This window comes from Thalassotalea montiporae (genome assembly GCF_053485855.1).
Genome location: NZ_JBQRUO010000006.1, coordinates 65,205 through 89,824, shown reverse-complemented (window position 1 = coordinate 89,824; position 24,620 = coordinate 65,205). Strand labels below are relative to the sequence as shown.

The following is a 24,620-nucleotide window of genomic DNA, read 5'->3' as shown; positions in this document are numbered from 1 at the left end:
GCTGTGTTATTGATTTTGACAAGGGGAGGACCATTCTCTGTAATCAATGCCTTGCCTAAACCGCTTTTAATTCCAACTGAAACAAGCACTTTGAAGTAGCATGGGTATAAAATACAAAATAAATAACAACTAATCGACGCCATTATGATGAAACTTAACAAGCCTCTCGTCCTCTCAAGCTTGGCCTTGAGCGTAACGCTAGCACTATCCGCCTGTAACGATTCAAATAACTCGAACAAAAGCGATAATAACACTGCGATTGTGGAGCAAGAAAACACTTCAACGCTAACGCACTACTTAACCCGAGACATCCAAGATGATGTGTTTTACTTTGTCATGCCGGATCGCTTTCACAACGGTGATACTGCCAATGACCTAGGCTCCGAGACCATTGCAATTTCACGTGGCGGCTTTGATAAAACCAGCAAAAGTTATTATCACGGCGGTGACATAAAAGGCTTAACCGACAAAATTCCCTACCTAAAAGAAATGGGCATTACCGCCATTTGGTTAACCCCTATTTTGCGCAATCAAGCAGTGCAAGGTGATGTATCTGGCTACCACGGCTATTGGGTGCTCGATTTCACGGAAATAGACCCACACCTAGGCACAAACACTGATTTAAAGCGCTTTATCGATACCGCACACGATGAGAACATTAAAGTATTCTTCGATATTATTACCAACCACACAGCTGATGTAATTCGCTATAAAGAATGCCATGGTGAAGGCGAAATTGCCTTTTCTGATGGCGAACAGCAGTGTGAATACAAGTCGTTGACACAAGTTGCCGCAGGCGATAAGTACACACCGTTTGTGCCAGATGGTATGGAAAATCTAAAGGTACCTAGCTGGCTAAATGACACTAAGTACTATCACAACCAAGGTGATTCTACGTTCCAAGGTGAAAATTCTATTTATGGCGACTTCTTTGGTTTAGACGATATTAATACTGATGATCCAGAGGTAGTGGCGGGTTTAACAGAGGTATTCAAAGACATTATCACCGAATTCAAGCCCGACGGTTTTAGAATTGACACCGTTAAGCACGTAAACATTGAATTTTGGCAAGCATTCTCGCCAGCCCTAGTTGAGCATGCAAAATCGCTAGGTTTGCCCAAGTTCTTTATGTTTGGTGAAGTCTTCGATGGTAACCCTGATGTATTAAGTCGATTTACCACCGAAGGCAAAGTGCCATCGGTACTCGATTTTGGCTTTGCCTTTGCGGTTCGAAACGTTTTAGTTGACCAAAAAGGTACAAGTGAATTAGCGAATTTATTTGCACAAGATGTTAAATATCGCGATCACGATAGCGACGAAAACCAACTACTTAATTTTGTCGGTAATCATGACTTTGGCCGATTCGCTTGGTATTTGCAGCAAAGCGAGCACAACTACGTTGAGTCAGAAAAGCTTGCGCGTTTAACGTTAGCCCATCAAATGATGTACTTCCTGCGTGGTATCCCTGTGACCTACTACGGCACAGAACAAGGCTTTGTTGGTGACGGCGGCAACCATGATTCACGCCAAGATATGATGCCATCGCAAGTGGCGAGTTATAACGATGATGACTTGTTAGGTACAGATAAAACCACCGCTGATGATAACTTTGACCCATCACACCCTTTGTATTTAGCGCTTAAGCAAATGGCAGAAATCTATCAAGCTCATCCGGTATTGCGCTACGGTCAGCAACAAGTTGTTTATAGCAATGATAAGGCTGAGATATTTGCCGTTACGCGCACGCTGCCATCGGGCGAGCAATATTTGGTAGCGTTCAACACTGCTAATACCAATGGCGAAGCAAGTATGTCACTTGGTAGTTCAGTGACCCATTTAGTTTACGAGTCAGCTAAAGCAGAACTAGGTATGCTAGGCAATCAGCTAAACATTAATATGGCACCATTAAGTGTAGCGATATATAAGTTAAATAACTAACCGTTAACCCTTTGCGATAGTCGGCGCAATTCGTCGACTATCAAGAATATTTTCCCTGCTCTCAATCTCCTTCCTAACTTGCCACTAAAAATTCAAGCTATAAAACCAGTTGCGTTCCACTTACACTCTTGATATCAATAAGTTAGCTATAACAATAGCGATGACAGTCTAAAAGGAATTTAAATAATGAAAAAAATGATTATGCTTATTTCGGTAGTAACCATACTCTCGGGTTGTGTTAGCACTAAAAATGTCAGAATAAGCCAGCAGGACTTGAAGCAGCTTAACCCAAACAACTTGGCGCTAACCAAAAGAGAAAAGCCTGATTTTGCTGCCATGACGGCAGGTAAAGCCATGTTCGCTTTGGTGGGAGCCGCAGCTATGATAGCTGCCGGTAACGATATCGTTGAGGAGAACAGTATCGAAGACCCCGCCAGTTATATTCAAGGAGAGTTAGCCAAGGAACTTACAAAAAACTACGGCTTTAAGCTTGGAAAAAGCAAGAACGTAACTACGAGTAAAAGTAAAAAAATATCAGAGGAGTTTCAAGGGTCTGATTTAGTTCTTGACGTTGAAACTGTTAACTGGAGCTTCGTTTATTATCCAAGTGACTGGGATAACTACCGAGTCATTTATAGTGCTAAGCTAAGATTATTCGACACAAAAACAGAAAGTGTGATCGCCGAAGGCTTTTGCTCAAGAGTGCCAGAAAACATTGATACAGCACCATCACATGATGAGTTGTTAGATAATAATGCGGCATTAATTAAGCAAGAATTGAAAATCGCAGCCAATACCTGCATCGACGAGTTTAAAACAAACGTTTTTAGTTTTCCCGCGTAGTTAGCTATATGACAAGGACGCCAAATCGTCCTTGTCTTTTCTTACAACTAATTAGCTATTTGAGCGAAAATTTCAAATTTTCCTGATGCGAACCAAAATTCAACGCACATCCAGCCAAAAAGGCTTGGATATCTTTTTCTTGGTATAAGTCTCCCTTACCAGGTTGATTTGGGTGTAACGGCGGAAATGCGCCATAGCCTGCCAATAAGCAATGCCATGAGATTTCATCAAAATGGCTACTAATATTTTGTCGTGCAATCTCTTTAGCAATATCGCCTCGGCTATACCAAACGTGAAGAATTTCTTTTAGCGACTCAGAAAGCTTCATATTGTCTCGGTTAGCTCGCCAATACTCGCTGTCGTTTCTAGTATTCAGTTTATAGTGTGCAACTATATAATCGCGCACTCGTTCAAATCGCTCTGCAACGAGTTCGTTATATTCTGCTTGATATTGAGCACTAAACTGCCCTGCTTCAAGTTTTTGCATAAACAGCTCAATACTCACTTGCACAAGGTGTAGCGCTGTTGCTTCAAGTGGCTCAATAAAGCCTTGTGATAAGCCAAGCGCCAAACAATTATGTGACCAGTGTTGATTCAGTTGCCCGACTTTCATTGTTAAATGCCGAACTTCAACATTGTCATCTAACACACCAAGGTGTTGTCGAAATTCTTGCTCTGCTTGCTCCGCGCTAATAAAGTCTTGGCTATAGACATAACCATTGCCAAAGCGCTCTGTTAAAGGAATTTTCCAACACCAACCCGCCGACAATGCCGTCGACTCTGTTTCAACGGGAATCTGAGCAGCCTGCTCTAACGAATAAGGTGTTTGCAGTACGACTGCGGCATCATTGAATAAGTTTTCTTTGTAGGAGTTAAAACCTACCCCTAATGTTTTTTCCATTAACAAGCCAGCAAAGCCGGTACAATCAACAAAAAAATCAGCGGAAATAGCTTCACCTTGGCCGGTAACAAGTGAATGGATATTGCCATTTTCTGAACGGGTAATGTCAGCGATATGCGCTTGCTGGTAATCAACACCAAGTCCCTGTGCATACTCGGCTAAAAACTCCCCCAGTAATGCTGAATTAAAGTGATAACCGTATTCCATTTTAAAGGGGAAGTGCGCCCCTACCTTTGGCCCTTTCCCTTGACGCGCTAGGACACCATTAAGTAAAAAGTCTTCCGGTTGAATATGCGTGTCTAAGCCCATTCGGCGAGTTTGCGCATTCACCATAAAGGCGCGCTTAGTGAATGTGTCTACTTGTGCAGGAAATGGGTGGCTATAACTGGTAATACCGGATGCTGGAGACCAATCATTAAAACGAATATTGAGTTTATAAGTTGCCTGACAACGCGCCATCCACTGGTGCTCTTCAATGCTCAAGATTTCAAAAAAGCGTTTCAAGCTTGGCGTAGAGCCCTCGCCTACGCCAATAATACCAACGTCAGGAGATTCCACTAAGGTCACTTTCACCTTATTGCCCCAGCGCTTGGCAAATAGATTAGCCGCCATCCAGCCTGCGGTACCGCCCCCTAGAATAACGATATTGAATGGCTTATTCATTGAGTGCACAACTCCTCGCTATTTTGTTAACTACCACTGATTTTCTAACTGACGCTATTTTCCTAATTTGCAATAGTGAGCTAAAAACTCATCATGCGATGGTAGCTTACTGACCGGGTCGGCTTTAATCGCTTTGATTTTTTTCAACGTCTCTTCAATGTATTCAAGCGACATACTGTTAGCCGTGGGATGGTAATCTTTGGGAATAATGCCCTGCCCCACCATGACCTGAAGCCAAGAGTTTTCCAAGAATAAGTCGTTTTGATCGCGAAACAAACGCCCATTCTCTTGGAACAAAGCAATTTTGTGGCGCAAGCTATCCGGAATTTCCATTGCTCGCATATCGCGCCAAAACTGGCTATCAGTGCGCTCTGTAACGTGATAATGCAGAATCAAAAAGTCGCGAATTTGCTCAAACTCAACTTTCGATTGTTTATTGTATTCATCAACAATGTCCGCCGTAATGCCTTGGTGTGGGAACAAGTGCACTAGACGCACAACGGCCGACTGAATCAAATGAATACTGGTGGACTCCAGCGGCTCTAAAAAGCCACTAGCAAGGCCAACGGCAATCACATTTTTATGCCATTGTTGATAACGGCGACCGGTTTGAAAGCGAATGAGTTTTGGATCGGCAAGCGGTTTAGTGTCTAAGTTGCTCATCAAAATATCAGCGGCTTCTTGCGCAGAATAATGGCTACTTGAGTAAACTAGGCCATTACCGTTTCGATGCTGCAGTGGAATACGCCATTGCCAGCCAGCACTATGCGCGATTGAACGGGTATAAGGTGCCGTTTTTTCATGTCGCTCTGATGGCACAGCAAGCGCACTATCGCACTGTAGCCAATGACTCCAGTCTTCGTAGCCAGTGCGCAAGGTGTCTTGAATCAGCAAGCCTTTAAAACCTGAGCAGTCGATAAACAAGTCACCGGTCACCTTTTGCCCACTTTTTAATACAAGCGCTTGAATATTGCCGCTTTGCTGACATTGAACAACCTGTTCAACTAAACCTTCCGTGCGAACAACGCCCAGCTTTTCACTAAACTTTCGCAAGTACTGAGCATACAATCCCGCGTCAAAATGATAGGCGTATGGCATATCAATAATCGGGTCTTTAGTTTTAATCTTGGCGAACTTGCCTGCTTCTGCACACAGGTAATTTAAGTCGTATTGCCACAGCTGAGATTCGTCATCTAAACCGCCAGCGCGTTTAAGCAAATGATGAAAATGGCAAAACGCCATGCTTTTGCCAATCGCCCCAAATGAGTGGTAATACTGGTGACCTTGTTGTTTCCAATTTTCGAAACGAATAGCCAGCTTAATGGTTGCTTTGGTTTCCCTTAAAAACTCCGCCTCGTTAATGCCAAGTACAGAATTAAGCACTTGAATCGGGGGAATCGTGGCTTCACCAACCCCTACTGTGCCTATAGTTTCAGACTCAACGAGTTCAATGGCAACTGCCTCCCCAAGTAACTTTTTAAGTAAGGCTGCTGAAATCCAGCCCGCGGTGCCACCACCTAAAATGACGACTTTTTGGATGGGTTGAGAATGTAACATTGAAGATTCCGCTTTCGTTGAGTTGTTCATCATATATTGACGTTATTGTATTAGACTGCTTATCGTAATTTATTGTTAATATTTTATTTTTTATCGTTTTCTAGCTTCTTAGTGTACCCAATTTTACAGCGAAAAAAGTGAGCTTTATCAAACTAGAGGAGCCAAAGTAAAAGAGCCAAAAACAAAAAACCTGCTAAATAGGAATTTAGCAGGTTTTATTCGCTAGGTTTACCGCATCAAATTAGAAACGGTAGTTTAAGCCTAAGATAAAGTTACGGCCGAATGACTGATGACGTACCACTAAACGCGGATCGTCTAAGTTCACTTCAACATCGTCTTCATCTGTTAAGTTTTGACCTTGTAACGTAATACGTAAGCCTTTTAACGACTCAATACCTGACGCATCAAAGTCGTAACCAATTTGCGCATCCCAAAGTTCAGCCCCTTGGCGTGCAACTTCGGTTAACGCTAAGCTGGTGCCACGAGTTTCAGTGACGAACTCATCACGCTTAGTACCCGAGATACGCACTTCCCAACCGTTATTTTCATAGTAAGCAGTGAATGAGTATGACTCTTCAGACAAACCAGGAACACGGCCAGCAGGAACACCTGCCTCTTCGTTTTCGTCTAGCTCGCCATCAAGGTATGTTGCGCTCGCCACAATACCAAAGCCATCAAGTGCATCAGCAACTAAACGAAGTGGTAAACTTGCTTGGAATTCGTAACCGCGCACAAAACCTTCGAAACCATCAATATTGGCATCAACAAAGCCGTTTAGGGTGGCTGGTGCATTGCCGTTTGAGTCTTGATGTAGCGATGGAATATACACTGGCGTGAAGTCAGTTAAGATTGACGTACTACGGTGCCAGTTTGTTAGTTCTTTGTAGAAGAAAGTCGCTGCAAAGTAGCCATCATCAGCGTAGTAGTTCTCGTAAGATAAGTCGAACTGGTTTGCTTCATATGGTTTTAACAACGGGTTACCTGAGTTACCGCTCCATGGGCCATTTGAAGGATCTGCGCTGTTAATTTGGTTGTCGTTGTAGGCAAAAGTAGCACGCGCATTAGGACGCATATCATCGATACGTGGGCGTGTTAATACTTTCGCCATAGCGGTACGAACAAACTGATTTTCAGCAACTTCGAAACTTAAGTTTAACGTTGGTAGTAAGTCACCGTATGAGTCACCACCGCTAACAGGTGTTGCTTCAACAAAACCTTGCGCATTCTCAACCGTTGAGAAACCGAAAGATTCTTGGTCAACATCAACGTACTGCAAGCCGAAGTTACCGGTCATGTATACGCCGCCAAAGTCAGCATCTAGATCTACTTTTACGTAAACCGTGGTTTGCTCTTCGTTAACTGTGTAGGTATCACCTAAGCGGTCTGTTTGTACTAATGACGCTGGCGTTTCTGTGTAATAACCGCTGCGGTACAAACCAACGCTGTCGTAAGCTAAGACACCACCTAAACCTAGGAAGCTTAAGTCAGCAACACCCAACACATCCGGAATAGGACCGTCACCTGGGTATGTTGGTGCAGTTAAGTAATCACCTTCGTTGATCTTCTCTTTCTTGCGGTCTGCATAAGCCACACCTGCAGTTAGACCAGACACAATACCGTACTCAAGTACACCGTTAACTTCTAGACGAATGGCATCAAGCTCTTCTTCGAACGTTGGACGGTTAATAAAGCCATCTTGTGCATCTGCACCAATCACTGGCGCACCCCATGCTTGTGGGCCAGCTAAACGAATTAAGTTTTCATCGGTATAGTCGACATCAGATAATGTCGGGTGCGGACTAAAGAAGATGCCTGATGACGTTTGTTGCCATGAACGCGCTGGCGTTGGGCGACCGTCAGTACCTGCACGGCCAACACCTGAGTAGCTTTCTACGTCAATAATGTCTTTATCAACTTCACCTGTAGAGAAGTCAGCAACTAACGTCCAATCATCGTTAATAGCGTATTCAATGTTTAAGCCGAATGTCGTTAATTCTGCTTCTTGGCTTAAGCCATCGTTACGCACAACAGAATGGAAGCCATCGTAGAAGCCAGAGGTTACAAAACCATCTTCAACGTTAGTTGAGGTGTAATTTACACCACCCCAAATTAAACCTTCTTCAAGACCTCGCTTCACGTCGTTTTCTTCGAAGTCGATGTATAAGGCATCAAATTGAATTTTTAAATCATCAGTTGGTGCATATTCAACAACTGCGGCAATTGAGTCACGCTCAAGCATCGCAGAACGAACAAACGAATCGTGGCCACCAATGATAAAATTACCATCAGGATCAGTCGCATAGTTACCGTCACCCCATGCGCGGAATTGCTCTTCCTGACGCGGCGTTTCTTGTGACGCGATAACAAGCGCTAAACCTAAAGTGTCGTCCATAAACTTATCAACATAGTTGAAAGATAAGCGATGGCCATTGTTGTCAAAGTCAGGGTTTGCGGCTTCGTCACCGTTTTCTTCGTAAGACGCATTAAACGCTAGTGTGCGCTCAGTAGTGTTAAGTGGGCTAACCGTTTGTAGGTCAATGGTGCCACCAATACCTTGGTTTAATAGGCCAGCTTCTGGCGACTTGTAAACCACGATATTTGAAACAATTTCAGTTGGGTATAAGTCAAATTCAACACCACGGTTGTCACCCATACCTAAAAGTTCACGACCGTTAAGTGAAGTAGCAACGAAGTTTTCATTGAAACCACGTACCGATAAACCACTAGTACGACCGTTACGACGCTCACCCGTTACACCCGGTAAACGCGACAAAGATTCTGCAATTGAAGTATCTGGTAATTTACCAATATCTTCTGCTGAAAGTACTTCAACAATCGACTTCTCACTCATTTTGATCGCTTGTGCGCGTTGTAATGAGCCGCGGATACCACGTACTTCAATAATTTCAACTTCTTGCTCTGCCGCTTGTTCGTCAGCGTTTTGGGCAAGTACTGGTAAGCTGGTCGCCATTAGACCACCAGAAACCATGGCAAGCGTTACTTTGCTTGGTTTGAACTTTAACATGTAGGTTTCTCCCCCGTTTCATCCTTGTTGTTTTAATTGTATTCAGCATCCCGCTGATGTGATGACTTCTTATTAATAATTGATAGTTCCAACGCCCCTTTCACATACAGCTCGTGACACTAAGCTCATGACATGGGTACAGATGGATATGCTAATAGTAATTTGCAGCCTAAGCTAAAAACACATTTTGCATACGTATTCATCCTTGTCAGCAATTACCAACAAGGCCAACAAAATCAACATGTAAGCGCTTTCAAAAAGTAAAAATACAACATCATTTGTCATATAAAAGATGGGAACCCCTCGAAGAATAAATCGCCTAAACTATGACGTTAAACACCTTAATTACTTGATTTATATATGCTAGCGATTAACTCAATAGGAAGAAAAAAAGGCTGTGTTGCCCTGTTTATTGGCTATTATTGAATGAAAATCGTTATTTTATTAGCTAGGGGCGCGATAACTGCATTCCTTGAATGATGGGATATTGAATACGTATGCAAACCCGTACGTTTGTCATATTACTTGGATGTTATTCGAGAGCAATTAGTAAGTAAGTTGAGTGTAATCGGCTAGAGCACTGGTTAGAATACGCCCAAATACATAAAAGCTTTGAAACCAAAGAAACTTTTAGGGGCTTACTTAGGTGTAAATAGTTTGGTGAAAGTTAACTAAAACGTCCATGTTTTAGTGTCGATTAATATCTTACTGCTTTTTAATCACAAGCTGTTGCTGCGACTTATTCAACGCCAGTTTTACCTGTAATTTTTGTGTGTCAGCGTCCCAAAATGCGCCAGCACTTGCTAGCGAATATGCGCGTTTAGAATGCAACAATGGCAGCTTCTTGTTCGCCCATAACACTTCCTTAGGGTTATGTGGCAAATGATGCACCATCAATTCAACCGCTTGGCTCGTTGCTAAACCAGTAAAACCCTTGCCTGATTGGCCAAAATCTATCGCTAGCTGGTTTGAGTTATTCGTCGCCTCAAATTGCCAAAGCTGGTAAGCCTTATTAGCCAAGCTATTCTGGCTGATACCATCATCTTGGTATAGCTGACCTGTGCTGCTAGCAATGCTACCGTGGTAATAATAATTCAAGTTAAACTGATTTGGATTGTAGGCTTTGGTGTTTTCAATGTCTGTGGTTGTTGGCACAAAGCTACCCGCACGAACAAATACAGGTAAGCTTGATAGCGAAACAGGGTAAGATTTCACTTCTCCTCCCGTCACCGCTTGCCCCGTAAAGTAATCAAACCACACGCCATCAGGGAAGTTAACATCAACTTGCGTTGCTCCAGCTTGTGTAACAGGAGTCACTAAAAAAGCATCTCCCCACAAGTAAGTATTTTGCTCGTCAATCAGCGATAAGTCTTGTTCATTCTCGAACATGAGTGGGCGCATTAATGGCATGCCGGTCGTTGTGTTTTCAAACGCTAGCGTGTAGTTGTATGGCAATAAACGATATCTAAGCTTGATAAACTCTCGCACGATGCGCTTGGTCTCTTCGTCGTGAAACACTGGCTCAGGCGCAATATGCTCTTGCGCATGTGGGCGATACACTGGCTGAAATACCCCATATTGCAACCAGCGGGTATACATTTCTGCGTCAAACGTTTCGCCACCAGCAAAGCCACCAAGGTCTGAGTGGGTGTAGGCAAGGCCAAACAAACTCATTTGCAAGCTAAGCTCTACCTGCGGCTTTAAACCATCCCATGAACGGCTCACATCGCCAGTCCAAGGGATCATGCCGTAGCGCTGACTACCAAGAAACCCCGAGCGCATCATCACCATGGGTCGCTGATTTGGCGCCAGTTCCAAACTTTTTTGATACACCATTTCCGCCCACTTATGCCCATACACATTGTGAACATTATCGCCGCGCACCTGTGAACCATCAGCTAAGGTATGCAAAATATCATCAGGGTGCACTTCAGGCTCGCCTAAATCGCCCCACCAACCGGTAACGCCTTGCTCAGCTAAACGCTCGTATGCTTGGTTAAACCACTGGGTGCCTTGCTCGTTAAATACATCCACCAGGCCGGTATTACCAAAATAGAAATCAAAGCGATATGGCTCTCCTGCACTGTTGAGCGCTAACGCTTGGTTTTCAACGGCTTCTAACCACCGATTTGACGTTGAAAGAATAAAAGGCTCGGTAATCACAACCGTATTCACACCGTCAGCGCTTAAGTCAGCGATCATCTTCTCAGGCGTTGGAAAGGCTGTGCGATCCCATGCTAGGTTACCCATATGCCCCTTGATGTCTTTGCCAAACCAGTACAAATCAAGCACCAGTGCGTCTAGCGGCATATCTTCTTGCTTAAAACGCTCAACAACATCGTAAACTTCCAGCTGATTGTGATAACCAAAGCGAGAAGCGAAGTTACCAAGTGACCAACGCGGTGGCAGCGGTTGCTTACCGGTTAGTTCCACGTAGTTTTTCACTAACGCTAGGTATGAGTTATCAGCCACAACAATATAACTGGCACGGCCACCAACAGCAGAAAACTTAACGGTATTCGTCGCACTGCTGTCTAAGTCCAATTCCCCAGTCGCTGAATTGTCAAATAACAGCATGTATTTTTTCGATGAGAGCATGGCTGGCAGGCTGTAATACATTTGGCTTGATTCAGTGGTGTAGCCATAGTGAGCCTTATTGTAAAGCGGCAGTTTATGTCCCCTGCGATCCATCCCAAGCACACGCTGGCCACCACCAATAAGCTTTTCTTGCTCATCAATGGCAAAACTAAACGAAATGCCTGCTGGCTGACTGGTAAAGTCCGTTTGAGTTAATAACGGCTGTCCATCACGCTGATAACGAATGGTAAGCGACGTTTTATCAACAATCGCCGTAATAGCACCATTGGTGACTTGTAAATTGCTAGGGGTTTCTGTTACTTGAAAGGCACTGCCTTTAGCATTGGGGGCAATGGCATACGACGGCAACTCCCGGTGATGCTCACTGGCAAACACAGCCTCAATAGCGTTGTGCTGGTATGCGGTCAACGTGAATGAAGCCTCGTCACCAAGAATGTGAACGCTATGCTCCTTGACAGCATGCTCAATATAACTGGCTGATGCCATAAATGAACTGCTCGAAAGTACTAGCAAGCCTGTTATCAGGTAACGCATTGCTATTTCCCCCTGTTTTGATGTTGTACGTAATGCTTATTTTGTCGTTATCGATTGCACAATTAGAGCCTAGCGTATTCCTCAAAGAACTATGTAAATGTCTTATTTAAAGCAAGCTACGCTAGGCATTCGCTATGCTTAAGAGATCAATAACCAACTGCATAAAATATTTATTTTTGTAGGTTCATTGTAATTATTTTGCTGGCTTGAGTGTTGATGCTAGCCCAGTTAAACGACTGAATACGTATGCAAATGATATCTTTGCTACCCAGACCTTTTACCATGGCAACCATAAAAACAACATGCTTTAACATAAGCAATTAGTCGGGGAATTTTGGATCATCATATGATTAGCAAACAAGCCACACTACCAACACTTAGGTTGCCAAGAGCCAAACTGGCAAAGACTTTACAACCGTCATTGCTGTTACCAACACTAGTACTGCCAACAATGCTGCTGACAACTGGCTGCCAGCCAATGAGTGACGAGTCGACAAGCAAAAGCCAAGGCGAGCAAGTGGTCACCGATGATATGGCCACTGGCGATACTATCACGAGCGATCTAGCCACAAGTGGTTTAACTACAAGCGATTTAATTAATATCGACAAACAAGCATCATCTTTTAGCGCGCATTGGCTCAGTCAAAACGTGATAGTGCTGGCAAATGCAAACGCGAATAAAAGTTATCGTTTAGCCACTCAGTCAATCACGCCTGGTACTAACCAGCTTTCAGGCGAACAATTAAGCACAAAGCTAGTGCCAATTGATTTTCCACCTTCATTAGCTACCAAGTTTCCACACCTATCAGAATTTCAAGCTTTTACCGTGAGTATTGCTGCAGCAACAGCAAAAACTTGGTTAAAACAACCGCTGTATGTATTTGAACAGACAGCTAATGGAGAAGAAGCTCAACATATTGTTGCCTATGTGCAAACCGGTGCTGTTATTGACGATTTATACACGCGCGAAGCTAATGACGCCGATGAGGTCAATGATCTAGGAGCGAGTGTTTTAAGCGACGCAGTTAACGTTAAACTTTGGGCACCAACGGCACTTTCGGTCGACTTATTGTTATTCAACCAAGATAAATCGCCAGCAGCTCCAGCACAAATGGCAATGGGGTTCGATGAGCAGACAGGTGTTTGGCAAACCAAGTTGCCAACCAGTGCCGAAACACTGTTTTATCAATACCGAATAAATGTCTACCATCCAGCAACGGGCAAGGTTGAAGAAATTGTTACCACGGATCCCTATTCGCTGAGCTTGTCGACTGATAGTGAATACAGCCAGATTGTCAATTTAAATGCCAATTACACTCAGCCGAAAAATTGGAAAAGCCAAGCACAACCTGCGCTTGCTGCACCAGAAGATGCAATTTTATATGAAGTACATATTCGCGACTTTAGCGCCAATGAAGCAAAGCTCTCTAACACTGCATATCGCGGAAAATATAAAGCCTTTACTGAGCAAAATTCAGATGGCATGAGCCACCTCAATACGCTCAAAGGCGCTGGCCTTAACCATATTCACTTACTCCCTGCTTTTGATATTGGTACGGTGAATGAAGCGCAAGGCGAGGCGTTTGATTTACACTCAACCGTTGGTGATATTTGTCAAAAACAACCAAGCATTAGCCTGTGTAGCCAAAACCTAGACGCCAAGCTATCGCTCGAGCAAGTGCTATCGCAATTTGACCCTATGGGCAGCGAAGCACAGGCACTTGTTACCGAGCTTAAAACTTTTGACAAGTACAACTGGGGCTACGATCCATTTCACTACACCGTGCCAGAAGGCAGCTATGCCGTAAATCCAGACGGTACGAGTCGTATTGTTGAATTTCGTGAAATGGTCCAGCACCTGCACAATTTGGGTTTTAGAGTCGTGATGGATGTGGTTTATAACCATACACATAAAGCTCGCCTAGAGCGCACGGCAGTACTTGATAAGATAGTGCCAAACTATTATCAGCGTTTGCATCCACTAACAGGTGACATTGAGCAATCAACCTGTTGCGACAACACGGCCACCGAGCGCACTATGATGGCCAAGCTGATGACTGACTCGTTGGTTGTGTGGGCACGCGATTATAAAATTGACGGTTTTCGTTTTGATCTAATGGGCCACCACCCCAAAGACTTGATGTTAGCAGCGCGAGATGCCGTGCGAGCTGTTGACCCAGACACCTACTTTTACGGCGAAGGTTGGAACTTTGGCGAAGTGGCGAACAATCGTCAATTTGTTCAAGCTTCTCAACTTGAACTGGGTGGTACCGAAATAGGTACATTTAGTGATCGTTTACGCGATGCTGTGCGCGGCGCAGGCTTTAATATTCAAGGGGACGATATTCGCCGCCATCAAGGCATTGGTAATGGCCTTAACGTTAAGCCAAACGAGTTAACTTCAGCGCATGCTACAGATAATCATACCAACAAACCTGACTATGGCTTACTGCGTGATCAGTTGCGTGTTGGCCTAGCGGGCAACCTAGCTGATTACCCACTTATTGATCACGATGGCACAGCCGTTTCTGGTAAAGACATTCCCTATGGTGGTCAACCAACCGGATACGCGCACGATCCTGCCGACACCATCAACTATGTCTCGAAGCACGACAATCAAACCTTGTGGGACAATAACCAATATCGCAACGCCACTGACTTAACCACTGCAGAGCGCGTTCGTTTACATAATCAAAGTTTATCTTACCCACTGCTAGCGCAAGGCATTCCATTTTTGCATATGGGTTCAGAATTTTTACGTTCAAAGTCTTATCTGCGTGACAGCTATGACTACAGTGATTGGTTTAACCGCGTCGACTTTAGCAAACAGAAAAACTTTTATTCCGTAGGTTTGCCGCCAGCAGAAAAAGATCAAGCTAACTGGCCGCTTATTTCGCGTTTACTCGCCGCAAATGAAGGGCGTGACAAGCCAAGTGCTAACGACATTGGGTTTGCCAGCGATGTATTTGCCGATTTCTTGGCAATTCGCACTAGCACACGTTTGCTGCGCTTAACGAATAAGCAAGACATTATCGATAAGCTAAGCTTTTTAAATACGGGTAAAAACCAACAAAGCGGTCTCATTGTCATGCATATTGATAACAGCAAAGGGCGTGCATTAGCAGATGATTTCCAACAGCTGTTGGTGGTATTTAATTCAGCGCCATCTGAACAGTCGTTTGAACTTAATAGCGCTTCTAAAATGAGAGTAGGCCTTAAAAATATCAGCGAATTAACCTTGCACCCTCGCCAGCAAGATGGCGCTGACAAGATAGTGAAAGCCAGTAAAATTGTCGCCGGTGTTGTTACTGTGCCAGCTTTTACCACCGCCGTATTTGTGCAACAAGCCACGCCAGCCGCAAATTAAGAGTAATTTAATTTATGCAAAAAACATTTTTCAGTAAGTTAGCAAGCAAAACAGTTGGCAAGTCGTTAACCGCGATAACAGCTGTGCTGCTAACACATTCATCATTAGCAAGTGCCGCAGCTGTTTCCGAAGTAGCTAGCACGGCGCTAGCAGCGAGCAAGACAGGTAATGCAAACGCAAGTTATCAAATCAAACATTTAGAGCCCAGCTCTTGGTGGGTTGATATGAAAAGCCCTGCGCTTCAGTTGCTAGTGCATGGCGACAATATCAGCGAATTAACACCACAAATAAAATCCGATAAGGTAGTTATCAAGCAAATTAACAAGGTTGCTAACCCTAACTACCTGTTTGTCGATGTGATCATTCGCGAAGGCACAAAACCACATCGTTTTAATATCGACTTTTTACAAGACAACGAAGTGGTTATCAGCCACCCCTACCAACTGAAAGCACGTAATAAAACCTCTGCAGCCGATATAAGTTTTAGTGCCAAAGATGTTATTTACTTAGTGACGCCTGACCGATTCGCTAACGGCAACCCTAATAATGATCAAGTGCCCCAGCTGCTGGAAAGAAAGAACCGCAAAGCACCTGGTGGCCGCCACGGTGGTGACTTACAAGGTATTATTAATCACCTCAATTACATTGAAGACATGGGTTACACTCAGATTTGGCTCAACCCAGTGGTCGAAAATAATCAGCAAGAATATTCCTATCACGGCTATTCAGCCACTGACTTTTATCAAATTGACGCTCGCTTTGGCGACAATGCGCTTTATAAAAAATTAGCGACAGAAGCCCAGAAGCGTGGCATTGGGCTGATTATTGATGTGGTATTAAATCACAGTGGCTCAGGTCACTGGTGGCACAACGACCTACCAACTGAAGATTGGTATAACAACCAAGGCAAGGCATACGTAGGTACCAATCATAAACGCGAGGCACTGCATGACCCCTATGCCGTTAGCGCCGATAAGCAACTATTTAGCGATGGTTGGTTTGTGCCAACTATGCCAGATCTTAATCAACGTAATTCATACCTAGCTAACTACTTAATTCAAAATACCTTGTGGTGGATTGAGTACGCCAACCTGTCGGGAATTCGCGTTGATACATACTCTTACCCTGATAAAGCGTTTTTAACGCAATGGACAAAACGCGTGACCGACGAATATCCCAATATCAATATTGTCGGCGAGGAATGGTCAACCAACCCAGCTATTGTCGCCTATTGGCAAAAAGGGGCTAACACACACGATGGTTATCAATCTTATTTACCCAGTGTGATGGACTTCCCAATGCAAGACTTGCTCGTTAAAGCGTTAACAAATAAAGAAAGCTGGAATACGGGCCTCAATCAGCTATATCAAGTGCTTGCTAATGACTTTTTATACGCAGCGCCAGAAGATTTAGTGATTTTCCCAGACAACCACGATATGAGCCGTATCTTCACTCAATTAAATGAAGATTACGAGTTGTTCAAAATCGCGATGACCTACCTAATGACAACCCGCGGCATCCCACAGGTTTTCTATGGTACCGAGATCTTAATGGCTAATCCAGGCACTACAGATCACGGTGTGATACGTACCGACTTCCCAGGCGGCTGGCAAGGTGATGACGTGAGTGGGTTTACTGGCAAAGGATTAACGTCAACCCAGAAAAAAGCGCAAGAATTTATGCGTAAATTGATGAACTGGCGTAAAAACACGCCGACCATTCACCACGGAGAACTTCGCCACTACGCACCAGAGAGCGGCGTTTACGTATATTTCCGATATGACGAGCTGAACAAGTACATGGTGGTGATAAACAAAAACGCCAGTGAGGTTACGCTTGCAATGGAGAAATATTCAGAACTCTTAGGTAAAGCCAAAAGCCTTATTCCAGTGCTAAGTAATAAGCCTATTGCGATTCAAGAAAATATGTTGATGCCAGCAAAGACTGCGACAATATTTCAAGTACGATAGTGGGTAAATGTTTAACCTCAGCTCTGGATAACTACCTGAAGAAATTTGTTTTTCACTATTTCTTATCCAAACCTGAGGTTATTTAGCCAAAACTTAATAACCGTTGCTTCAAAACAAGGCTTAAAAACCGTTACTTAAATAAAAAACTTAAAAATTAAAAAGCCTGCTGAGTGCAGGCTTTTTCTTGGTAATTTTTCTTGGTAAAAAATGGCGCTATTTACGCAGTAGAAAGTAAATCAACCGTTTATATTCATCGATATTAGTGATTTGGCTGGCTAATGGCTTGTATCGTCCATTAATAATAAGGTTAGGTAAATTAGACTCGCCTTGTGCCTTTAACGCTTTAGCGGTTTGTTGCATTTCTGCAAGCTGCATGTCGATACTGTAGCTGCCAAGGCTACTATCAAACATAAACTCGTTACCACCAACTGAAATAAACAGTTTTCGAACATCGTCCACCGTTTTAAAGTCTAGTTTTTTCTGATGTATATGGTTGAAAATTGCTTCAACAACTTGGTCTCGCATCCGCATTTTATCGGCGATTAACACCGCACTGGTCAATAAATTCTCGACCTCAGCTGAACGATTGGGTTGACCTGCGACATGGTTTTTAACATAGCTAGCACGGCGTGGGATACGCTTAACCAACTGCTGCATAAACTCTTGTTGGCTATAACACTGCTTGCAGTAAAAAGAAAAAAACTCTCGAATTTCTTGTTGTTGGCTCTTAGGTAAATCAAGCACACGATAGTGTCTGCCTTCAACAAACTCATCAGCAGCGACAGAAAAGTTAAGTAAAGGCAAGATTACGCCAATAAGCACTAATAGCTTCCACGGCATGTTTACATCCTTTTCTTTTAATTATTCTTAAAACATTGGAAAACAGCTAGATAAGGGCTGATTTAGATATAAATACCAATTTCAATAAATATTCGATCATTCTGGCTGGTTAAAATGCTCATTAACTGCGTTGTTATTTTTGAAATTAGAATAACTAGTTAACAAAAAATAACGTCTTGTTTATGAACCTTTTTCCTACGCCATAATTGCTCAATTAATTAATTCAATTGGTATAAATGAATAAACGAAGCTAATGTTTCGATTGTTCACTTTTTATTGTCTTCTTATCGTTAATAATAAGAGAAAATAGCGATAGATCAACAAGATCGTGTATTTTACGATCAAATAGGTGACATTTACGTGACTAATTGCCTAAGTTCAGCTGGTAATCATAACTGAGAGTGCGCAAGTTTTGGTTAGCGTTGAACGAGATCCCCTGAGCAACAAACAAGGAAGTATTCAGCGAAGATTATGGAGCTAATCAAACTGATAATCTAGCTTAACGCCAACAGTGCGCCCTTGCAGTAACGAAGCATCTTCATCAGCACTGGCAAACGCCAATTCATCCGTTAAATTTTTACCATAAAAATGTAGTGTAAGCTTTGATGTGAGCGATTTACTCAATGATGCTTGCCACAAAAATCGATGTGCTCTTGTCACTTCACCACTGCCGACTTCGGACTGATTCTTTAGCCAAGTTAACTGATTGCTAAATTCAATACCTCGCCATTGCCATTGGGTATGCCAACTCAATTTGGCTGGCGTTAAATCGGCTAACGTATCGCCTTGCGTATCTTCACCTTGTTGATAATGGCCAAGCCACTGCATACTCATTCCGCTAGCGCCTTGCCAACTCACGCTTGCTTCGATACCTTGAATATCCGCTCGACCTAAATTTCTGAAGCTGCGAAAACTCTCACCTTGATCATTTTGGCTGGTAAATCGTTCAATGTAATCATCAAGTCCGTAGTAGTAACCCGCAACATCAATAGACCAAGCTGAGTTGATTTGGTATTGCCAGTTTAGCTGAGCGCCTCGGCTTTGCTCAGGTGCCAATTCAGGATTACCTAAGGTGATGCCACGTGGCGTTTCACCAGCAAAGTAAAGTTCTGACAAGGTAGGAAAGCGAAAACCCGTTGCCATTTCTGCGCTTAACATATGCTGTGTGTTAAGTTGATAACCAATGCGAAAGCTAGCACTAAACTGCTGATCATCACGTGACTGCTTACTAATAAACTGCGTTTGATTGATGTGGTCAAAACGTCCACCGAGATCTAGTTGCCAATTCTGCCATTGCCAATGCCAGTCACTAAACAAAGCAATACTATCTTGCTTGCCATCCACTAATGGTTGCGCAAAATTCTGCTGGCCGCCTAATGAAAATTCAGATTCAGCTATCTTCACGCCGCGCCTTGCCAGCCACTCAAAACCTAACCGCCCCTGCCCGCCAACAGCGTCAAGACTTGCTAAGGCGAGCGCACCTAAGGTATGACTTTGGTACTGGGTTAGATTTCGTCGATTGCCAACACGTAAGGTATCAGTGTCCCAGTTTTGATAATGCTGATATAGCTGTACAAACCAGTCTTGCTCTTTTTGCAATGAGAGCTGCGAAAGCCAATGCTCATCAGTTGGGTACTGCACTACGCGCTCATTAGGAAACTGACTCGACGATTTACCAATATCGTTACCTTGTGAAACAATGGAACTGCCGTTTACAGTCAAGCCTTGCCAAGACTGGCTAAATTTGAGCAATGCTGAGCGCTGCTCAAAATCACTGTCGAGTGGCGTATTGTCAGCGGCACTCGCCTGATTTGCATGGCGATAAGCAAAACCGGTTTGCCATGTTTCACTGCCCCAAAGTAAAGCTGCATTAGTCGCTTGATCGTCACTTTGCGCACTCGCCGTTAGCTTTTTAGTGCCTAGCTCGGCAGAGATCAAATTTATCACGCCACCCATGGCCTCAGAGCCATATAGAGTAGCACTTGGGCCTTGCTGAATATCAATTCGAGCCAATAACTCACTATTGATAAACGACGCTGAATTGCCAGCACGTCTATCGGTAATAATGGGAATACCATCAACCTCAGTGCGAATGCGAGAGCGACTAAAACCGCGAATACTATAACTTTGAAACAAGCCACCTTGCCCATTCAAGCTAATGCTCGGCGCATTGATTAGCCAATCGGCAATCGTAGGGTTAACAGTAGCGCTATCAATTATCTCAATGCTCGACATGGAATTATCGACCAACTGGCTAGACAGTAAATGGCTTCGTGAGCCACTTACCTGCATCACCTCAATTGCACTAAACGCCTGTATCCCTGGTAAGTTTGGAAGCTCCTCTGCACGCAAGTTGCCATGACCCAAAGCTGCGCCGATTAAAGCGCAATAGATAGGAGATAATTTGGCAAAATGAGAAAACGTCATAACAACCTATGTGATTCGCTGATAGCGCACTAAAAGAGCATCAGCTACGTGAGTTAGCTGAGCTAGGCTATGTAAAAGAAAGCTACGCCAAACAAAACTAAGCAAAACAATTAGGGTCGTGAGTGTAGCTATATTTAGCCCAATGTCGATACCTAACAGCCGACGATCGATGTCAGGTATGTAATTTGCGACGAACTGTTACGAAAACTTGCCAACGGCAGTTTCAGCAATTACCCAAAGTTTGGCTACTAATAACTACAACTGCCATGCATAGCTAAATTTGGTGAAAATACTGCGCTGATCTCGCTCTAAATTTTCCAACGAATCATCTTGAAAACCGCCATCGGAATAGCCAATGAAAAACAAGGTTTGCGGATTGATTTTGTAGGAATAAATTAACTGAGTGGCAAAAAATCGCTCAGTCGCTTGAGGTCGGTCATCAATGGTGTCGTATTGGTATAAATCGACATTGCGATCAATATCTGTGTACTGCACGACAAGTTTAATAATGCTGCGTAAATCAAACTGATAATTAATGCGAAAATCCATTTGGTTGGCGGTAAATAAGCGCCCTTCATCAACATCAAGCTCAAAGAAATTATAGGCAATATCTAACTTTAAATGTTGATTCACATCCCAAAGTATTCTTGGCTCTAACACAATAGCGTCGCCAAGTTGAGTATTGGCAAAGTCTACTTGATCGCCAACTCGAATAAAGTTGGCCAACTCAAGCCCAGCAATTGGGGTAAATTCTGCATAAACCATGTACTGGGTTTCATCAAAATATAGCTCGTCAAACAAGCGCTCACGCGTCACAACACCAAAATTGGTATAGAACTGAGATTGCCCTTGCAAGTTGCCGTGAATCTCATACTCACGTTCAAGTAAGTTACCCGCTTGATCGTAGGTGGCATCCCAGTCGCCAAAAACGCCCCAACGGTGGAACCAGTTATCTTTTTCACCATACCAAGTGTAGCGTCCACCTAATACGGCTCGTTCAAAATCAACCTTAGAAACAAAGCCTAAGTCAGAGCGAAAATCCTCCCCCACATTTCGGTAAGAAGCACGCAAATTATAATCACGAGTTTCACGCCCGTAACGAATGCTGTAGGCATGATCTTGCTGCTCTTCGTCTAACTCAAAATCGTTTTGTACAGTGTCTGGGTTTTGCGTATCAGCAAAGGCAAAATTGACTCGTAAACTGTCCGTATCAGAAAACCAGTAGTTACCATCAATTGACGCAAGTGTATTGCGATAACCATCACCACTGCGATTAGTCATTAACACGCCGACATTGTGACGCTCTCCAAAGTCCACTTTATAACGGGCTAGTGCCACGTCTGACTCTTGCGACAGTTCAGCAATGTCAGAGCCGAGTGCGCCAGGGATCAAAAAATTCGTATGTTTATCGTTAGCAACAAGCACACCATAGCTGTGATTTTCAGTTTTTCCGGCCAGCTTTACGCCGTAATCTGGCTCAACAATATTGCGCGTATGGACAAAGTTAAACTCTGCGACATCAAAATAAGACGCCCCATCCAAGAAAAACGGTCGCTTTTCTGGAAAGAACAACGAAAACGTATTGTTCACATCTAACTGACTAGAATCTGCTTCTACTTGTGAAAAGTCAGGGTTAATCGTGGCATTAAGTACCATATCTTGGGTAATGCCCCAACGCACATCTAACCCAGGTTCAACTTCGATATCACCTTGTTGCCAGTCGCCGGGAACTTCTGGCTTTTCATCAAAGCGAGAAATGGTCAGCGTTGGCGTTAGCTGAAAGTTATTACCGGCTTTGGCAGATTCAAACCCAACAAGTTGGTCAAATTGGCATAAATTACACTTTAAGTTGCGATCGTTTTTATAGCTTGCCAATTCATAGCGCACTTCGCGCGGGTAAATACGACGACCAGCAATATTCCACGTTAAGCTCCCCTCTCGCTCTGGGAACCTAAGTGCATTAAACGGAATGACCATTTCAACCACATAACCAAAGTCGGTGATTTGACCCGCACTATCCCAAATTGCGTCCCATGAATCATCATCGTCCCAACCATTACTGTCATCCATACGCAAATCGGCTTGAATGCCTAATGGGTTAACATAAAACTCATAGCCACTGCGCTCATCATTGAACGTATCAATGACAATACCAACATGATCATCACGCCATAAGCTGTCGCGATCACGCAATACGGCGCGGATATCACTTGGATTAGGGTCATATGCCTTAAAGGCAACATGCAATGCTTGCCCGTTTTCAAACACCAGCATTTGTGTTTTTACTGGCGCAGCTTGACCTTCTGCTGGACGATTTTCATAAGCAAGGTCAATCACTAGCGCACTTTGCCAAATCGCTTCGTCAAGTTTTCCATCCGTTTCAATGGATGCTGAAAAATGAGGTAATTGGTAATTTTTTGCTGGCTCGGCATAAGCAGCAATTGAGCTTTGCGAAAGAACTAACGCAGCTCCTATCGATAAGAGTTTTTTCAGAGACATGTAATAAAATTTATTATTGGAACGAATTCCATTCGTTGCTTTATGCTTGGTATTTTAGTGGTTTAGTCGGGAAATGGGGGATTTTGGTTGGACGCTAAATGTAACAAATTGTGTTAAAAATAAGAGACTACTTTTGTAGTGATACAAAACGCTATGATAAGTAACGCTCTAATACGCCAACCGCTTCACCGAAGTTTTCCTGCCCTAAACCCAAGCGAATGTATGGTTCATTTAGTCCAAATAATTCGCTCGGTAGCAGCAATATCCCCGTTTGTTCGGCAATATGTTGACACCACTGTGCTATCGGCTGATTAGTATTAACTTTAACAAGGGTTAACAAGCCTGCATTTGGTGGATGCCATTCAAATAAACTCGGAAACTTATCAACGCACAGGGCAAAGCGATTAATATTTCGTTTAGCGATAGCTTTTGTATTTTCGATGATTAATTCGTTATTTTCTATAGCTACTATCGCGAGCTGCTCATCAAAACGAGATGTACAAATACTATGGCTGGCTTTGAAAGCAACTAATCGTTCTATTAATTGACCATTGTGCGTTACTGCCCAACCAATCCGAACCCCACCTAGACCAAAGCTTTTTGACATCACAGATACTGATATCGCTTTATCGTAGTCCAAATACTGATGTGCAAGTGAGGATTCATAAGCCAATGGCTGCGTAACATCATCGCTCAGCAGGTAACAACCGTAGGCTTTGACAATTGCTAATACTTCGCTGCGCTGTGTTTGAGATAACGTTGCTCCCGTTGGGTTGTGTGGAGCATTGATAACAACAAGGCGAGTACGCTTATTAACACTTGCTCTAAGCTGCTCAATATCAAACTGCCAACCACCATTTTCCTTGTCTAGCGTGACAGGTATTTCAATTAGCTTGCCACCAAGTGGCGTTACCATCGCCGTTAATGAAGGGTAGTTTGGGGTAAAAACAACGACTTCATCACCACTGCGGATCAAGCTTTGATAAATCCCCATCAATGCTTCTTGTGCCCCCGAAAAGGTAACAACACATTCTTTGGACAATGCACTAAGCGGATTTGCAGAAGGTAGCTGCTCACACTCATTGATGGATTGATGAAAACTTGCAATTTCTTCTCGTAACTCCGCCTGCCCTTGCACGCTGGCATAATCTAACGGCTGATCTGCAAATGATTTTAGCCGCCCATGTTTATCCATCGCAGTTAATTCGGCGAATGAATACGCTTGACCACAGGAGTGGCTGAGGTTATAGCGAATGTCTGCGTTTAGTGCTCGCGTATAAGCAATATGAGGAGGTAAGCTGTCGTAATTCATGTGTGCATTTAAATTAGAAGAAACGAAAAGGAACTTCTCATGAAGTTCCTTTTACCTGGCCTTTTACCTAGCCTTTTACCTAGCCTTTTACCCAGTAATGGTTAGTAGCCATTAATTAACTTGACCCTTATCGATTAGTTATCAAC

General features: G+C 43.4%; 12 protein-coding genes. 4 read left to right on the top strand and 8 right to left on the bottom strand.

The genetic code is table 11. From position 1 onward, the window contains the following. The first annotated feature begins 144 nt into the window (after positions 1-144). Positions 145-1,938 carry an alpha-amylase family glycosyl hydrolase gene (locus tag ACSLUR_RS15710; protein ID WP_448556129.1) on the top strand — a complete coding sequence of 598 codons (1,794 nt, stop codon included), beginning with the start codon at positions 145-147 and terminating at the stop codon, positions 1,936-1,938. A 186-nt stretch (positions 1,939-2,124) separates the two neighbouring features. Beyond that, the gene (locus tag ACSLUR_RS15705) at positions 2,125-2,781 is read left to right on the top strand and encodes a hypothetical protein (RefSeq protein ID WP_448556127.1); all 657 of its coding nucleotides are present in this window, start codon (positions 2,125-2,127) and stop codon (positions 2,779-2,781) included. A gap of 55 nt (positions 2,782-2,836) precedes the next feature. Here ACSLUR_RS15705 and ACSLUR_RS15700 read toward each other — a convergent pair whose 3' ends face one another. The 4 genes from ACSLUR_RS15700 to ACSLUR_RS15685 form a co-directional block, all read right to left on the bottom strand. Further along, on the bottom strand, positions 2,837-4,345 hold the full coding sequence (locus ACSLUR_RS15700; protein WP_448556125.1) for a tryptophan halogenase family protein: 1,509 nt from the start codon (positions 4,343-4,345) through the stop codon (positions 2,837-2,839). A gap of 54 nt (positions 4,346-4,399) precedes the next feature. Beyond that, positions 4,400-5,902 (bottom strand): tryptophan halogenase family protein, encoded by a 1,503-nt coding sequence (locus ACSLUR_RS15695; protein ID WP_448556123.1) that lies wholly within the window; start codon positions 5,900-5,902, stop codon positions 4,400-4,402. A gap of 241 nt (positions 5,903-6,143) precedes the next feature. Further along, positions 6,144-8,927, bottom strand: coding sequence for a TonB-dependent receptor (locus ACSLUR_RS15690; protein ID WP_116017300.1), 2,784 nt, complete (start codon positions 8,925-8,927; stop codon positions 6,144-6,146). Positions 8,928-9,632: 705 nt separating this feature from the next. Beyond that, on the bottom strand, positions 9,633-12,059 hold the full coding sequence (locus ACSLUR_RS15685) for a glycoside hydrolase family 31 protein (protein WP_448556120.1): 2,427 nt from the start codon (positions 12,057-12,059) through the stop codon (positions 9,633-9,635). A gap of 346 nt (positions 12,060-12,405) precedes the next feature. Here ACSLUR_RS15685 and pulA point away from each other — a divergent pair, with 346 nt between their 5' ends. Further along, positions 12,406-15,426: a pullulanase-type alpha-1,6-glucosidase gene (gene pulA / locus ACSLUR_RS15680; protein WP_448556118.1), complete on the top strand. Its 3,021-nt coding sequence runs from the start codon at positions 12,406-12,408 to the stop codon at positions 15,424-15,426. 14 nt (positions 15,427-15,440) lie between these two features. Next, entirely contained in the window at positions 15,441-17,396 is a 1,956-nt protein-coding gene (locus ACSLUR_RS15675) for a glycoside hydrolase family 13 protein (RefSeq protein WP_448556116.1), read from the top strand. Positions 17,397-17,609: 213 nt separating this feature from the next. Here ACSLUR_RS15675 and ACSLUR_RS15670 read toward each other — a convergent pair whose 3' ends face one another. The 4 genes from ACSLUR_RS15670 to ACSLUR_RS15655 form a co-directional block, all read right to left on the bottom strand. Continuing rightward, positions 17,610-18,236 (bottom strand): DsbA family protein, encoded by a 627-nt coding sequence (locus ACSLUR_RS15670; protein ID WP_116001173.1) that lies wholly within the window; start codon positions 18,234-18,236, stop codon positions 17,610-17,612. A 477-nt stretch (positions 18,237-18,713) separates the two neighbouring features. Continuing rightward, positions 18,714-20,663, bottom strand: coding sequence for a TonB-dependent receptor (locus tag ACSLUR_RS15665; RefSeq protein ID WP_448556114.1), 1,950 nt, complete (start codon positions 20,661-20,663; stop codon positions 18,714-18,716). A 255-nt stretch (positions 20,664-20,918) separates the two neighbouring features. Beyond that, positions 20,919-23,162, bottom strand: a complete 2,244-nt coding sequence (locus ACSLUR_RS15660) for a carbohydrate binding family 9 domain-containing protein (protein WP_448556112.1) — start codon at positions 23,160-23,162, stop codon at positions 20,919-20,921. A gap of 151 nt (positions 23,163-23,313) precedes the next feature. Beyond that, entirely contained in the window at positions 23,314-24,474 is a 1,161-nt protein-coding gene (locus ACSLUR_RS15655; RefSeq protein WP_448556110.1) for a pyridoxal phosphate-dependent aminotransferase, read from the bottom strand. Positions 24,475-24,620: the final 146 nt, after the last annotated feature.

Bases quoted from the DNA above. Each gene is read 5' to 3' on its own strand.
- ACSLUR_RS15710 (WP_448556129.1), top strand. From the start codon at position 145: ATGATGAAACTTAACAAGCCTCTCGTCCTCTCAAGCTTGGCCTTGAGC.
- ACSLUR_RS15655 (WP_448556110.1), bottom strand. From the start codon at position 24,474: ATGAATTACGACAGCTTACCTCCTCATATTGCTTATACGCGAGCACTA.
- ACSLUR_RS15700 (WP_448556125.1), bottom strand. From the start codon at position 4,345: ATGAATAAGCCATTCAATATCGTTATTCTAGGGGGCGGTACCGCAGGC.
- ACSLUR_RS15690 (WP_116017300.1), bottom strand. From the start codon at position 8,927: ATGTTAAAGTTCAAACCAAGCAAAGTAACGCTTGCCATGGTTTCTGGT.
- ACSLUR_RS15675 (WP_448556116.1), top strand. From the start codon at position 15,441: ATGCAAAAAACATTTTTCAGTAAGTTAGCAAGCAAAACAGTTGGCAAG.
- ACSLUR_RS15695 (WP_448556123.1), bottom strand. From the start codon at position 5,902: ATGTTACATTCTCAACCCATCCAAAAAGTCGTCATTTTAGGTGGTGGC.
- ACSLUR_RS15705 (WP_448556127.1), top strand. From the start codon at position 2,125: ATGAAAAAAATGATTATGCTTATTTCGGTAGTAACCATACTCTCGGGT.
- ACSLUR_RS15670 (WP_116001173.1), bottom strand. From the start codon at position 18,236: ATGCCGTGGAAGCTATTAGTGCTTATTGGCGTAATCTTGCCTTTACTT.
- ACSLUR_RS15685 (WP_448556120.1), bottom strand. From the start codon at position 12,059: ATGCGTTACCTGATAACAGGCTTGCTAGTACTTTCGAGCAGTTCATTT.
- ACSLUR_RS15660 (WP_448556112.1), bottom strand. From the start codon at position 23,162: ATGTCTCTGAAAAAACTCTTATCGATAGGAGCTGCGTTAGTTCTTTCG.
- ACSLUR_RS15665 (WP_448556114.1), bottom strand. From the start codon at position 20,663: ATGACGTTTTCTCATTTTGCCAAATTATCTCCTATCTATTGCGCTTTA.
- pulA (WP_448556118.1), top strand. From the start codon at position 12,406: ATGATTAGCAAACAAGCCACACTACCAACACTTAGGTTGCCAAGAGCC.